At 30.1% G+C, this 16193-nt stretch carries 10 protein-coding genes and 1 pseudogene; 7 read left to right on the forward strand and 4 right to left on the reverse strand.

Features of this window, described 5'->3' with window-relative positions:
- Nucleotides 1-9: 9 nt before the first annotated feature.
- A complete protein-coding gene (gene ispF / locus D2A34_RS21325; protein WP_079442439.1) occupies nt 10-504 on the reverse strand; it encodes a 2-C-methyl-D-erythritol 2,4-cyclodiphosphate synthase in 495 nt (164 codons plus the stop codon).
- 401 nt (nt 505-905) lie between these two features.
- On the opposite strand from ispF, the gene D2A34_RS21330 reads away from it, so the two are divergent.
- Entirely contained in the window at nt 906-1937 is a 1032-nt protein-coding gene (locus D2A34_RS21330; RefSeq protein WP_079442438.1) for an anti-sigma factor domain-containing protein, read from the forward strand.
- A 14-nt stretch (nt 1938-1951) separates the two neighbouring features.
- Here the strand turns inward: D2A34_RS21330 and D2A34_RS21335 are convergent, their stop codons facing one another.
- Entirely contained in the window at nt 1952-2872 is a 921-nt protein-coding gene (locus tag D2A34_RS21335) for a polysaccharide deacetylase family protein (protein ID WP_119367869.1), read from the reverse strand.
- Nucleotides 2873-3168: 296 nt separating this feature from the next.
- Here D2A34_RS21335 and D2A34_RS21340 point away from each other — a divergent pair, with 296 nt between their 5' ends.
- The 3 genes from D2A34_RS21340 (at nt 3169) to D2A34_RS21350 (ending at nt 6051) form a co-directional block, all read left to right on the forward strand.
- Complete coding sequence (locus tag D2A34_RS21340) at nt 3169-3903, forward strand: DUF3298 and DUF4163 domain-containing protein (protein ID WP_119367870.1); 735 nt, start codon at nt 3169-3171, stop codon at nt 3901-3903.
- A gap of 31 nt (nt 3904-3934) precedes the next feature.
- Complete coding sequence (locus tag D2A34_RS21345) at nt 3935-5311, forward strand: aldehyde dehydrogenase (protein WP_182629441.1); 1377 nt, start codon at nt 3935-3937, stop codon at nt 5309-5311.
- A gap of 101 nt (nt 5312-5412) precedes the next feature.
- Nucleotides 5413-6051: an oxygen-binding di-iron domain-containing protein gene (locus tag D2A34_RS21350; RefSeq protein WP_119367872.1), complete on the forward strand. Its 639-nt coding sequence runs from the start codon at nt 5413-5415 to the stop codon at nt 6049-6051.
- A gap of 254 nt (nt 6052-6305) precedes the next feature.
- Here D2A34_RS21350 and hydE read toward each other — a convergent pair whose 3' ends face one another.
- Nucleotides 6306-7346 (reverse strand): [FeFe] hydrogenase H-cluster radical SAM maturase HydE, encoded by a 1041-nt coding sequence (gene hydE / locus D2A34_RS21355; RefSeq protein WP_119367873.1) that lies wholly within the window; start codon nt 7344-7346, stop codon nt 6306-6308.
- Between the two features lie 223 nt (nt 7347-7569).
- On the opposite strand from hydE, the pseudogene adhE reads away from it, so the two are divergent.
- A pseudogene (gene adhE, locus D2A34_RS21360) lies at nt 7570-10166 on the forward strand (bifunctional acetaldehyde-CoA/alcohol dehydrogenase).
- A gap of 97 nt (nt 10167-10263) precedes the next feature.
- Here the strand turns inward: adhE and D2A34_RS21365 are convergent.
- Nucleotides 10264-12927: a cation-translocating P-type ATPase gene (locus tag D2A34_RS21365; protein WP_079439191.1), complete on the reverse strand. Its 2664-nt coding sequence runs from the start codon at nt 12925-12927 to the stop codon at nt 10264-10266.
- Nucleotides 12928-13383: 456 nt separating this feature from the next.
- On the opposite strand from D2A34_RS21365, the gene D2A34_RS21370 reads away from it, so the two are divergent.
- Nucleotides 13384-15093, forward strand: a complete 1710-nt coding sequence (locus D2A34_RS21370; RefSeq protein WP_119367874.1) for a methyl-accepting chemotaxis protein — start codon at nt 13384-13386, stop codon at nt 15091-15093.
- A 231-nt stretch (nt 15094-15324) separates the two neighbouring features.
- Nucleotides 15325-16164 carry a patatin-like phospholipase family protein gene (locus D2A34_RS21375; protein ID WP_119367875.1) on the forward strand — a complete coding sequence of 280 codons (840 nt, stop codon included), beginning with the start codon at nt 15325-15327 and terminating at the stop codon, nt 16162-16164.
- Nucleotides 16165-16193: the final 29 nt, after the last annotated feature.

Here is a 16193-nt window from a genome sequence, read left to right on the forward strand (position 1 = left end):
AGTTGATTTTTATTTCAAGATCTTAGAATTTTCGTGATTTTCAACAGAAGCTATGCTTTGAGCAGAAATTCCTAGCAGCTCACCAGTAAATCCGAGGCCTTCTTCAGTTGTAGCTTTAATATTTATACAATCAATATCTATATTAAGAGCCTTTGATATATTTTCTCTCATATTTTCAATGTAAGGAAGCATTTTGGGTTTCTGAGCTATTATTGTGGCATCTATATTATTTACCTTATATCCGGCTTTGAGAATAAGTATTCCGGTTTCTTTAAGTAATTTAATGCTAGAAATACCTTTGAAGCTATTATCCGTATCAGGGAAGTGTCTGCCAATGTCTCCAAGTGCACATGCTCCTAACAAAGAATCCATTATCGCATGAAGAAGAACATCCGCATCTGAATGACCCAATAAACCTTTCTCATACGGGATTTCAACTCCACCTAGTATTAACTTTCTATTCTCAACCAACTTATGCACATCGTATCCTAATCCTACTCTCATATATTCACCTCATTTAATGTTTTTAGTAATGTATATACATTCTAACATAATATAAGGTTTATATAAATTAAATATAATATAGCGTTGGCTGATGTATTAATTAGAAATGCTTTTCTTTTTAGTCATATAGATATCTTTCTTATATTTAGTTCTAGACGTATTTAATTTTTTGAATAATAAATTAACAATTTTATTTAGAATAAACCGCACTAATGTTATTCGATGTTTTTTTATAAAATCTACATATATTACTTTTCCTTTCATAAAATATCTCCCAAATATTGTTTTAAAATTAGAAGCTAGGTAGATAAAACTTTATGGATAAGCATTTTTCTATGCTATAATAACATAGTATGAAGAAGTTATATAAAGGGTTAATATTTTAAAGGGGTGTTAATTTCATGGAAAATATAAACTTTATTAAAGATAAATATATATTTGCTTCCATCCCATCAATGTTATTAGTAGGAGATTCGGCAGAAGATACTAGAAATAGGCAGATAGCCTTATTTCTAAAAGAATTAACTAAATACAATGTTTTGATTAAAGATTTAGTAAACTATAATTTAAAGGAAGTTGATAGGAATATAGCTTTAAATGTTGCACATTACATAATTGAAAATGATGAATTACTTAACATAATAGTCAATAAATTAGATTTGCCTATATCGAGATTGAGTAAATTAACTAAAATTAAATCAGAGTACATAGAAAAGTGGAGGGATTATATCCTAGCTTATTATTTGATATTATCTAATCCAAACTATAGGGGAATACAGGATTATCTGAGAATAGTATTAAGAGAAGATAACAATGGAGGATATGTTAAAAATAACAAACAACAGATATATAAAGGATTAGTAATAAAGTCATCAAAAAAATCTGCATACATAGTAACGTCAAAAGGTGAATTTTTAAGAATAAAAACTAATGATAAAATAAATCCAGGAGATGTATGTGAGGGGAGTTTGAAAAAAACTTTAAAAAATTATAGAATACATATTTCTATCCTTTTATTAATCCTAATAGTGATTGTAAGTGGTATTATTATTGAATATAGAAGAGCTCAAAGTATAGTCGTGATAGAAACTACATCAGTCATTAAGATACATATCAATAAATATAATAAAGTTATATATGCATATTCACCTACGGAGAAGGGGAAAGAACTTATTAATGATGTTAATATGTTAAATAAAGATGTTGATGAGGCTATTGCTGATACCTTCGAATATGCTATTAATAATAATATGTTAGATTTAAGTAAGAAAACTTTAATTACAATAAATGGACAAGCGATAAAGTACGGATTATTTGATAAGACAAATAAAATTATAACTGAAAATAAAATTCCTATAGTAATAAATAATGCAGGTAATCAGCAGAAGTTACCTAAATATTTATCGGAAGATGAAAATAAAACAGAAAAATAACTCTTGCGCAGGAGTTATTTTTCTGTTTTATTTATAATTTCTTTGAAAGTATCCATATTATATTTGGAGCTTATATAAATTCTGTCAAGTCTAAGTGTATTATCATTCCTATCTGAAAAGCCTCTTTTAGTAGTAAATCCTAATATATAGCCAGCATTCTTTGAAGCTTTTATAGTATCATCATTAAAATTACCAAAAGGATAAGCTATAGAATTAACCTCCTTACCTGTTATTTCCTCTAATGATTTCTTTGAGTTTTTTAATTCAGTCAATTGATTTTCGTAGGAAAGAGCATCTAATTTTGGATGAGTGACAGTATGACTTTCGATATCTATTCCGTAATCAGACATTTCCTTTATAGCATCTTTTGATAAATAGTAGGAACCATCTAAATTAGATGTAATACAAAATATAGTAGCCACCATATTTAAATCTTTTAGTATTGGAAAAGCATAATTATAATTATCCATATAACCATCATCAAAAGTAATAATCATACTTTTTTTAGGGATTGGAGAATTATTTAATAAATAATCTTTTAATTCATTCATAGTTATTGTGGTATAACCTTGATCTTTTATGTATTCAAGCTGCTGTTTTAGCATTTTAGGAGTTATAGTAACTTCATTATCAGCTGATTCTTTAACAGAATGATAATATAAGACAGGAACACCTCTATTATCATTAACTAATTCACTTGTATTAAATGATCTAGATTGTAAGGCGGTATTTTTACTATCAATATCAGATTTTTGGTTTGGCAGTTCTTTAGTATTAAAATCTGAATAATTTATTGAAGAAAAGTTGTCGTTTATAAATTTTTTAGATAAAAAGTTTTCATATATTAAATATCCACATAATATAAAAAAAGCGATTATAACAATCAATAATTTATTAGAGTTGAAAATTTTTCTTAAGGTATTTTTTTCATACATAAGTTTATTAATCACCTCCAAATTAAATGTTTAACATTATCTCTTATAATTATGTCCTTTAATATAATAATTAGTATTCTATTTATAGATATTTTATATGTATCTTAGAGTATGTAGTTAGAATAAGATTATTAAAAGAGTAGCATAATATAAAAATAGTACAACTTATTAACATTATCCACAATCGGTTGTGGATAACATGTTATAAAAATGTTAATATACATAATTTGACATGTTTGTTTTGTGGATATATAACGAATAAAGTCGCAAATGGTATAAATAAAGGAGGTGCTGATATGGGCACTATAGCTAATATATTAGGAATAATAATGATAGGCTCAATGTTATTTACAACTTATCCACAGCAAATGTGTATAAGTAATAAAATACAAATTCAAAGACAAATTAAACTTGGGGAAAAGTCTGTAAATAAGAATCTAGATTACTTAAAAGAAGATTTAAAGATACCGCAGTTTTCTGATGGATATGATGAAAAAAAGGTAGAGACGATAAATGATAAAATAAATAGTGATATTCTGCCTAAAGTAGAGGAAGCTGAAAAGACATCAAAAGAATATTTTGATGATATAAAGAAAGAAAGGCCGAGATTTCCTTATGAAATTTATTCAAGGTATAAAGTAGTTGAAGATAATAAGTTATTTGTTAGTTTATATAATGATTATTATGAGTTCTTAGGTGGGGCTCATGGAATGACGACCAAGACATCATATACAGTTGATAAAGAAAAAGAAGGTTTAGTAACATTAAAAGAATTATTTAGTAAAGGGTATAATTATACTGGTATAATTAATAAAGAAATAAAAGAACAGATAAACAAGAATCCTGAAAACTATTTTGATTCAGGGGCTGAATTTAAAGGTATTAGCGAAAATCAGAATTTCTATATAGAGGATGATAATCTTGTAATTTATTATCAACTATATGAGTTGGCACCATATGTATTTGGATTCCCTGAATTCAAAATTCCATTAAACTTATTTGGTAAGGATTTTGTTTATTATAAGGGCTAGGTTTATAAATAGCCGAATTTTCAAGGGAGTAATTATGGGAGTTAAGGAATTAATAAATAAACAAATAGAGTTTTTTCAAAGAGGGGAACAATTAGATATAAATTTTAGAAGAGATATTTTAATAAAGCTTAAGAAGATAATTAAAGATAATGAACAGTATATAATAGATGCATTAAAAAAAGATTTGCATAAATCAGATTTTGAAAGTTACCTTACCGAAATTTCTATGGTATATGAAGAGATAAACACGCATTTAAAAAGTATAAGAAAGTGGAGTAAGAGAAGAAGCATTAAAAGTTCTATAATGTTTTTTCCAAGTAAAACTTATATTGAAAAACAGCCTTATGGTACAGTTTTAATTATAGGTCCATTTAACTATCCTTTTCAATTAGTTATACTGCCACTTGTTGGGGCTATTTCAGCAGGAAATACTGTAATTATTAAACCTTCTGAGAGCGCTGTTAATACATCGCATTTAATAGAAAGAATTATTAATGATAATTTTAATGAAGAATATATCAAAGTAGTAGGGGCAGATAAAGGAAAAGAGTGCGTTGAAGAGTTATTGGAACAAGAATTTGACTATATTTTTTTTACTGGAAGTATAAGAGTTGGGAAAATAATAATGGAAAAGGCAGCGAAACGATTAATTCCAGTAACGCTGGAACTTGGAGGAAAGAGTCCTTGTATAATTGATAAAGGGGCTAATTTAAAGATGGCAGCAAAAAGGATTGTTTGGGGAAAATTATTAAATGCAGGTCAAACCTGTGTTGCTCCAGATTACTTATTTGTTCACAACGAAGTTAAGGAAAAGTTATTGGATCTAATAGTGGAAGAAATTAAATTTCAATATGGCCACAATATTAGAGAGTGCGATGATTTTCCTAGAATAATAAATAAACGAGAATTAGAGAGATTATCCCAATACTTGAATGAAGGAAATATATATTATGGTGGAAATTATGATGAAAAGTCACTATTTTTTGAGCCAACTATTTTAACTGATTTAGATGAAAAGGCAAAAGTATTGGAAGAAGAAATATTTGGACCAATTCTACCTGTTATGACTTTTGATAATTTAAAGGAAGTAATACAGTATGTAAATAATAAAAGCAAGCCTCTAGCTTTATATTATTTTTCGGAAGATGAAAATAACATAAAACGGATTATAAAAGAGACTTCATCAGGAGGCGTTACAATAAATGATACTATTTTGCATGTAGGAACACCTAATCTTCCTTTTGGGGGAGTAGGTACTAGCGGCATGGGAGCGTACCATGGAAAACATAGTTTTGATTCATTTACTCATGAGAAAAGCATAGTGAGGAGAGGAACATATATGGAGTTTCCGTTTAGATTTGCTCCATTTAAGAATAAGATTAACCTTTTAAGAAGGATTATTAAGTAAGAATTGCATAGATTACATGCTTGACGTTAAACTATCTAAGTCATATAATCAGTATCAACATTAAAAAACTTAATAAATATTAGATTTACAGGAGATAAGATATGACAGTTATTTATAATGATTTACATCAATTTAGTAATTATGTTCAACCAATTAACTTAACATTTCATCAATATCTTTTATCAGCTGATGATCCTTTGCTAGTACACACAGGGAATATACATCAAGCAGAAGCTTTGATACCACAATTAAAAGAAGCGCTTAATGGAAAGGAACTAAAATATATCTTCATTTCACACTTTGAAGGAGACGAATGCGGTGGTTTAGAGATAATTCTGGAAAATTTTCCACAGGCAAAACCAATTTGTTCAGAAGTAACAGCACGTCAGCTAAGCGGTTTTGGGATAACAGATGAGTTTGTTATCAAAAGAGATGGAGAAAGATTGACGACTAATGAATATGAATTAGAGTTTATTAATTATCCTTCCGAAATGCACTTATGGGGAGGATTATTAATCCTAGAAAACAAACGTAATATATTTTTCAGCAGTGATTTAATGTTTAATTTAGGTGAAGCATCAGGCACAGTTGTAGAATCCAATTGGGATGACGAAGTGAATAACATTAGCCATGAACAAGTGCCTGATTCAAATAAAAGAGCTGAATTACAACAAAACCTTTTAAAGCTAAATCCTAAATTCATAGCTACAGGTCACGGCCAATGCATAAAACTTTTATAGAGGCTATAGTAGAATATTAAGATATATGTTCTTACCAGAAAGGGAGAGGCATCTTTTGCGCAGTGTTGCATTGAGAATATGACTGTTGGTATTTCTTCAGCAAAAGTTGTTCCATTTTTGCTTGTCCTGAGCGTTGGCTCAGGAGCAAGCAGGAATGGGCACAACTTTTACTGATAGAAATCCACAGACATATTCTCTAGCAATCGAGCAACAGATGCCTCTCCCTTTCGGTTGATTATTCCGTAAATCTAGTTTTAGTGTGGGTTGGTATTTTGGTTACCTCTAAAGCCGTAACCATCTGAGATTATTCTACCTATTCCAGTTACTTTACCTGTGATACATCCTCTGCAGTGTGCAGGAGTATCACCTGTACATATTTTACCAGGATACAGTGCATAAAGCTTTCTATATTCACCTTCAGTAACATTAGGCATTACAACATTAGCGCCACTTTGAAGTGCAACTATTCTTCCGTTTGGAGCTAAGGATTCCATTGCAGTTGTTGCAGGAATATTTATATCAGGAAGCATTAATCTAGTTAAAGCCATAACCTTTAATGCTAAAGTAAGTGTCCCGCCTTGAGCATCTTTTAAAGGAGTATCTTCATTTGGTATAAATGGACCTATTCCTATCATATCTGCATTGATTTCTTTAAAGAAAAGAATATCACTAGCAATGGAGTCTAAAGTTTGATTTGGCAAACCGATAAGTATACCACTTCCAACTTCATATCCTAATTCTCTTAAGTTGTTTAAGCAATTTAATCTTTCTTCAAAGCTCATATTAGGATCCATATCTTCATAGAGTTTTTTATCAGTAGTTTCAATACGTATTAAGTACCTATCAGCCCCAGCATCCTTAAATGCTTTATATTCATCATAGGTTTTTTCACCTAAACTTAAGGTTAAAGCGACACCTAGTTTTTTTATTTCCTTTACTATGTTTACCATTCTTTCTTTAGTAAAATAATCATCTTCACCACCTTGTAGTACAAGAGTTTTATAACCATAGCTGATAGCCTTTTTAGCGAAGTCTATTATTTCTTCCTGAGTCAATCTATATCTCTCAAGATTTTTATTATCTTTTCTTAATCCGCAATAAAGACAATTTCTTTTGCAGATATTTGTAAATTCGATCAATCCTCTTAAGTGAACATAATCACCTAAATATTTTTGACGGACTTCATCGGCAGCCTTAAAAAGTTCTTCATTTATATCATCATTTTGTAATAATTCTAGTATTTCTTCTTTATTCAAGTCGTGGGTAATTTTAGCCTTTTCAATAATTTTGTTCATAGTTCCTCCTAAGTTAAAAGAAATTAATAGATAACTGCTATTAGTATACTATAGAATCTAACAACATAACAATACAGTTGTTTGTGTAAAATATTACATATGCTCAAGTGATTAAATTTTAATTTTAGCACAAACCATGCATAAGTTTATTTGGAATAAAGAAAACTGATTAATAGTAATAAACAACATTTACGATAAAAATAAAAAAATTTGGAGGTAAGAAATGAGAGTTACAAATACAGAAGAACTAACAAAAAGAATAGAGCAAATAAGAGAAGCTCAAAGAGAATTCGCAAAGTTCTCTCAAGAAGATGTAGATGAAATATTTAGACAGGCAGCTATGGCGGCTAATGATGCAAGAATTACTCTTGCTAAAATGGCAGTAGAAGAAAGCGGCATGGGTATAGTAGAAGATAAGGTAATAAAAAATCACTTTGCAGCAGAGTACATATATAATCAATATAAAGATACAAAAACTTGTGGTGTTATTGAGAGAGACGAAATGTTTGGAATAACTCATATAGCTGAACCTATAGGAGTAATTGCTGCAATCGTACCAACAACAAATCCTACATCAACAGCCATATTTAAAACTTTGATTGCTTTGAAGACGCGAAACGGAATAATTATAAGTCCACATCCAAGAGCAAAAAATTCAACAATAGCATCAGCAAAAATAGTTCTAGAAGCAGCAGAAAGAGCTGGGGCCCCAAAGGGAATAATTGGATGGATAGATGAGCCATCAATAGAATTATCCAGAAATGTAATGGCAGAATCTGATATTATATTAGCTACAGGTGGCCCAGGAATGGTTAGAGCAGCATATTCATCAGGAAAACCGGCTATTGGAGTTGGTGCAGGAAATACTCCAGCAATAATTGATGATACAGCTCATATAAAAATGGCTGTAAACTCAATTTTGCTTTCTAAAACTTTTGATAATGGAGTAGTTTGCGCATCAGAACAGAGCATAATAGCAATGGAATCAGTATATGGTGAAGTTAGAAAAGAATTAGATGAAAGAGGTGCGTATATCCTTGAGGGAGAAGAAATCGATAAGGTTAGAAGCATAATATTAGATTCAAAGGGATCATTAAATTCAGAAATTGTTGGTCAATCAGCTTACAAGATAGCAAAAATGGCTGGGGTAGAGGTATCCGAAGCTGTTAAAGTGTTAATCGGAGAGGTTGAATCACCTGAATTAGAAGAACCATTTTCACATGAAAAATTATCGCCAATATTAGGAATGTACAAAGCTAAAACTTTCGATGATGCCTTAAGATTAGCTTCAAGAATGATAGAATTAGGTGGATTTGGGCATACATCAATACTTTATACAAATCAAGTAGAGTCAGTTGAGAGAATAGAGAAGTTCGGAGTAGCTATGAAGACTGCTAGAACTTTAATAAATATGCCTGCATCTCAAGGTGCAATTGGGGATATATATAACTTTAAATTAGCACCATCATTAACTCTTGGCTGTGGATCTTGGGGAGGAAATTCAATATCAGAAAATGTAGGTCCTAAGCACTTAATTAATGTTAAGAGAATTGCCGAGAGGAGAGAAAATATGCTTTGGTTTAGAGTTCCGGATAAAATTTACTTTAAATTTGGATGTCTTCCGGTCGCTTTAGAAGAATTGAATGCAATGAAGAAGAAAAGAGCATTTATAGTAACAGATAGAGTATTATTTGACCTAGGGTATACTCATAAAATTACAGATATTCTAAGTAAAAATCATATTGAATATAAAATATTTTCAGATGTAGAGCCTGATCCAACATTAAAAGCTGCTAAATTAGGAGCAGATGCTATGAGAGAATTTAATCCAGATGTTATTATAGCCATAGGTGGAGGATCATCTATGGATGCTGCAAAAATTATGTGGGTAATGTATGAACACCCAGATGTTAGATTCGAAGATTTGGCTATGAGATTTATGGATATTAGAAAGAGAGTATATGAATTCCCACCAATGGGAGAAAAGGCGATTTTAGTTGCAATACCAACCTCAGCAGGAACAGGTTCAGAGGTAACTCCATTTGCAGTTATAACTGATGAGCAAACAGGAGTTAAGTATCCACTTGCAGATTATGCATTAACTCCTAATATGGCTATAATAGATGCAGAACTTATGATGAGCATGCCTAAAGGGTTAACTGCTGCATCAGGAATAGATGCTTTAGTTCATGCAATTGAAGCGTACGTTTCAGTGCTAGCATCTGAATACACAAATGGATTAGCATTAGAGGCTATTAGGTTAACCTTTAAATACTTACCTGATGCATATAACGGCGGTACTACAAATGTCAAGGCTAGAGAAAAGATGGCTCATGCGTCTTCTGTGGCGGGTATGGCTTTTGCAAATGCATTCTTAGGAATATGCCACTCAATGGCTCATAAGTTAGGCGCTTTCCACCATGTTCCACATGGAATTGCAAATGCATTACTAATAGATGAGGTAATTAGATTTAATGCAACAGATGCACCTAGAAAGCAAGCAGCTTTCCCACAATATAAGTATCCAAATGCAGGATGGAGATATGCTAGAATAGCTGATTATTTAAATCTAGGAGGGAATACAGAAGAAGAAAAAGTTGAACTATTAATTAGAGCAATAGATAACTTAAAAGCAAAAGTTGGAATTCCTAAGAGTATAAAAGAATTTGGTGTTTCCGAAGAGAAATTCTATGCATCAATGGATGAAATGGTTGAGCAAGCTTTTGATGATCAATGCACAGGTGCAAATCCAAGGTATCCTTTAATTTGAGTGAAATCAGGGAAATGTATATAAAATCATATAGCGGTGGCAATAAATAAAAACGAGAAATAAGAATAATAAGGGCTATATCAAAATAATTAAATAATTTTGATATAGCCCTTTTACTTGATCTAATTATATAAATTTAAGAGTATTTTATGCAGCTCTCATATTTGAGGTGCTAGTGTCTTTTTTCTTGATTTTTTCCTTATTTCCTTCAATAAAATCTCTAATAACCTTAACAGTCTGTATTATTAAAGTTGGAATGAAAGCAAATAAGTGAACTAACATTAATTCATTAGTAGTAAGTGGAGTTATTTCAAATAATCCTTGAAGTGATGGTATAAGTAAAACCGCATTTACAAGTACAACACCTGATATAAAGGCAATCCAACTGAATTTATTATTGAAAACTCCAAGAGCAAAAATTGATTTTTTACCTCGGCAGTTAAATCCGTGGAATAATCTAGCTAAACATAAAGTACTAAATGCCATTGTCATAGCAAGTCCATGATTTCCTGTAGCTAAACCAATGTGATAAGAGATCATAGTAAATATTCCAATAAGCAAGCCCTGACTGAAGATATCTATGATAAAATCTTTAGTTAAAATAGATTCTTTAGCATCTCTAGGTTTATCTTTTAAAACATCTTTTTTAGATTTTTCCATACCAATTGCAATAGCAGGTAAACTATCTGTTAATAAGTTTATGAATAATAAGTGTACAGCAGCAAATGGAACAGGAAGCGCAAATATTGATGAATATAGTACTGCAAGAATTCCAGAAGTATTACCTGAAAGTAGGAATTTAATTGAATTCTTTATATTAGCATAAATATTTCTTCCGTTAGTAACTGATTTAACAATAGTAGCAAAGTTATCGTCTGTTAAAATCATAGAAGCAGCATCTTTTGAAACTTCAGTACCTGTTATACCCATTGCAATACCAATATCAGCTTGTTTTAATGCAGGAGCATCATTAACACCATCTCCAGTCATTGCAACTATCTTACCTTTATTTTGCCATGCTTTTACTATTCTTATTTTATGTTCAGGAGATACTCTAGCATAAACTGAAATGTGTTCTAATTTTGAATTAAGTTCATCATCAGACATTTTATCAAGTTCTAATCCTTCTACTGCTGAGTCACCTTCTTGTAATATTCCAATTTCTTTAGCAATAGCAGAAGCCGTAATCTTGTGGTCTCCAGTGATCATAATTGGTTTAATGGAAGCTTTAATACAATCACTAACAGCTGCTTTAGATTCTTCTCTAGGTGGATCAATCATTGAAATTAAGCCTAAGAAAGTGTAATTATACTCGTCATCTAAATTAAGGTCTTTATTTTCGTCAAGTTCTCTATAAGCAAAAGCTAAAACTCTTAATCCTTGAGATGACAGTTCTGTATTAACATTATTTATATTTATTTTATCATTGTTGGTGAAGTTTATTACTCCATTTGAAGTTTTTATTGAAGTCACTCTATTAAGTAATACATCAAGAGCACCTTTAGTAACCATTATATTTTTTCCATCAATCTCATGGAGCGTACTCATAAGTTTTCTATCAGAATCGAAAGGAATTTCTTTAAGCCTTGGGTAAATGCCTCTACATTCAATTTCATTTAAAGAGTATTTATGTCCTAAGTTTACTAAGGCAACTTCTGTTGGATCACCTATCTCAGCACCATCTATAGAAGTAGAATCATTACATAGTATAGAGCTAGTTAAAAGGAAATTTGAATCAAAATCTTTAAGATTTATTTTATTACTATCAATTAACTTATTGTCTACAAAAATCTTTTTTACAGTCATCTTATTTTGTGTTAATGTACCAGTTTTATCTGAACAAATAACTGATACGCAGCCAAGACCCTCAACAGCTTTTAGCTTTTTAATAATAGCATTTTCTTTAGCCATTGATTGTGTACCTATAGCAAGAACAATCGTAACTATAGAACTAAGAGCTTCAGGAATAGCGGCAACAGCAAGAGCAACTGCAAACATTAATGAATCCAATAGATCAATACCTCTATACATACTTAATCCAAATACAATAACGCAAATCCCAATTATTCCAAAGGCTAACTTCTTAGAAAATTCATCTAGGGAAACTTGAAGAGGGGTGCTTTTTTCCTGGGTTTCTTCCATTAGAGTAGCTATCTTACCAAGCTCAGAGTTCATCCCAGTATTAGTTACAAGAACGGTAGCTCTTCCATAAGTAACTAGTGAACTAGAGAAAACCATATTTTTTTGATCACCTAGAGCAACTTCTTCTTTATTAATAACTTCAGAAAACTTGTCCACACTTTCTGATTCACCAGTTAATGAACTTTCATTAACCTTAAGAGAGAAGTTCTCTAAAATTCTACCATCAGCAACAACTAAATCTCCAGCCTCCAATATTATAATATCTCCTGGAACAACATCTTTAGATGGAATCTCGACTTTAACTCCATTTCTAATGACTTTAGCACTAGGTGCAGATAGTGCCTTTAAACTATCTAGGGATTGTTCAGCTTTAACATATTGAACAGTACCTAAAATAGAATTCATGATTATAACAGCTAGGATTACAAAAGTACTTTCCATATTTCCGGTCATAGCTGAAATAATAGCGGCAGCAATTAATATAATTACCAATAAGTCCTTAAATTGTTCTAGAAATACAGATAAAATACTTTTTTTCTTTTTTTCATTTAAAATGTTTTCTCCTATAGTGTTTAGTATTTCACTAGCTTTTTCAGTCGTCAGTCCCTCTAAGGTCACATCAAAGGTTTTTAGAGATTCTTCCACAGTTTTAGAAAAATATTTTTCCATCATGACATCTTCCTTTCAAATAAAAAATTTAATTAGTAAGTATTAAGTAGTTAAAGTCTATAAAAAACAACAAAAAGACTTTTAATATAACTTCAAAAATTGAAATCATATTAAAAGTCTCGTTACCAGCTAGGGTATATAACACCAGACTAACGATATAGTCGCGATTGTTGATGTTATATTTATAACTACTCCCTTTTAATATATAGGATTTAAACTTATTATAATACATTATAAGGTATTTGTCAATACAGTAAGTGGTAATAAGTACTTTTTAGTGATGGGTTTTAAATTAATTTCTATTTATACATCAAAATTAGTAATAAATTTAATAATTAATAAATATTGTAATCGTATTAATTAACTAGTATAATTATATTGCACACGTTAACAAATGTGATGTTTTGTTGCCTTAAGTTATATTATTTAATTCATGTTATAAGGGGGACGTTGAAAGTGAAACTAACGAAAATGAAAAATATAAAAATCGTGCAAAGTATAATAGTCATAGTAATTTTATCTTTGCTATCGACAATAACTATTGGCGTTTTAGGTTACATAAATACATCTAAAATGTATGATGCAAATTTAGAAATGTATGACAATGTTATTCCAAAACTCAGTGATTGGGGTGATGTTAATGGTAGTATGGGAGTGCTAAGAAACACATTAACGAAAATAATAGACAGGCCATTTGATGAAGTGAACGAAAGAACTATGCTAGAATTAAATCAAAATATAACTGAAATTGTAAATAGGCAGGTTACAGGATCAGAAGGTAATGCAGAAGAGCATGAATTAGTTATTAAGTTTAAACAGGAATATGAACAGTATTATTTATATATACCTAATATTATTGAGCAAAGAAAGCAAAATTTGATTCCAGATAAAAAGATTACAAATGATGCTATGGGAGTGTATGGAAATCAGATTGCAAAAGATAACAAAGCATTGGTTCAACTTCAGAAAGATAAAGCTACAAATGAGATCAATAAGTCTATGAGTGTATATAAGAAAAACATATTTATGTTTACAAGCATATTAGGAATATCTATTTTGATTTTAGCTATTATGTCAGCATGGATAATATTTATGATTAGGAATTCAATTAAAGAATTTGTACATAAAGTATCGATTTTATCAGAAGGTAATTTAACTGTAGAGTTCAATACTAAATCTGAAAATGAATTTGGAGTAATGCAGAATGCATTAAATAAAACTATAAAATCTATTGCAGGAATTATTTCTACTGTAAAAGAAGATACGAAACTTATTAATAATAAATCGCTAGAACTATCCAGAGTTTCAGAAAAAATGAAGATCTATATAGAAGAGGTTTCAAGTTCGATTCATGATGTGGCAAAAGGGTCAAGTGACCAATCTGATAAACTAATGTCAATAAATAATAGTTTAAGTTCCTTTAGTGATAAGTTAGAAGTTATAGCAAAATCTGTAGAGAAAGTAGATAGAAACACTAGCAATATCAGTAATGAAGCTAATAAGAGTGATGTTAAGTTAAGAAATATAGGGATCTCAATGAATGAAATCGCAGAGTCTTATAACGAATCAAAAAGGAGAGTTAATCAATTAAGCGTTAGTGTAAATAAAATAACAGAAATAACTAATATGATTAATGAAATAGCAGATGAAACCAATTTATTAGCGCTAAATGCCGCTATTGAGGCAGCTAGAGCAGGGGAGGCAGGAAAAGGATTTTCTATTGTTGCAGATGAGATTAGAAAGTTAGCAGAACAGTCTAAAAATTCATCAGAAGATATCAATGAGCTACTAAATGTTATAAGCTCAGAAACTAGACTAGTTGAGGAAACTACTACTACTGCTAACCATAAATTAGAAGAACAGATTCATACAATAGACTCAACCATAGTTTCATTTAAAGAAATAGTACAATCAATAGATGATATAGTACCACAAGTTCATGAAATAAATAATTCAATAATTGATATTAATAATAGAAAAAATGATATTATAGAAAACCTAGAGTTGTCATCAGCAGTATCAGAAGAAAATTCAGCTGCATCTCAGGAAATTTCGGAATCAGCTCATGAAATGGGAGATTCTGCGCACAAGGTTTCTAAATCTGCAGAGGAACTAAAAAATATAATGCAGCAAATTGCAGAACAAATTGAGAAATTTGTTGTTTAAGTAGAAAGACATAAGTATGTATCAAAATTAATTTATTTCGGGAACTCTTATAATATTAGGATTATAAGAGTTCTTATTTTTGTTATAGATATTAAAAATTATGATTTATATTCCTTATAAAAATTCTTTCGTTATAAACAACTAGAAATGCCATTCATGTAATTTTCTATGTGATTAAAATTATTATTTAAGTTATAATATATAATAGTATTTATATAATGGAGGATTTTTATGACAGGACTTGTGCTTGAAGGCGGAGCTTTCAGAGGATTATTTACAGCAGGTGTTTTAGATGCACTTTTAGATATAAAGGCAGAAATAAAATATATAGTAGGTGTATCTGCAGGAGCTACTAATGCCTATTCATATGTTTCTAGGCAAAGAGGAAGAAATTTAGAGATAATGGAACGGTTCATGGATAATAAGAGGTACATTAGTTATGGGAATTTAATTAAATGTAGATCAATTATGGATTTAGATTTTGTCTTTGATGAGATTCCAAATCAACATTGTATTTTTGACTATAAAACTTTTTATGAGTTTGATGGAAAAATGTTAGCTGGAGCATTTAATATTGAAACAGGAGAAAATGAGTATTTTGATAAAGATTTATTAGATAAAAGAAGTTCAATTCTTAGGGCAAGTATAGCGATTCCACTAATGTTTCCGTTTGAAAAAATTAACGGACAGTATTACGCAGATGGAGGGCTTTCTGAACCTATACCCATTAATAAATCCATATCTGACGGAAACGATAAGCACATAATTGTTTTAACGAGAAACGAAGGATATAGAAAGAAACAATCAAAAGCCAATGAATTAACGTATAGAATCTATAGAAATAGATACCCAAAGTTGGCCAAAGTGCTTAGAGAAAGGCATATTAAATATAATGAGCAATTAGATTTCTGTAAGAAACTAGAAGATAGCGGAAAGGCGATTATAATAAGACCAAGTATAAGTATGGAAATAAATAGATTCGAGAGAAATAAGGTTAGATTAAAGGAAATATATCAAAATGGATATAATTTAATTATTAAAGATAAAGAAAGAATTATTAATTATGTGTAGAAAATAATTAAATTCAATATAAAATAAAT

It is taken from the genome of Clostridium chromiireducens, from assembly GCF_003575225.1.
In the GTDB taxonomy this organism is placed as follows: domain Bacteria; phylum Bacillota; class Clostridia; order Clostridiales; family Clostridiaceae; genus Clostridium; species Clostridium chromiireducens.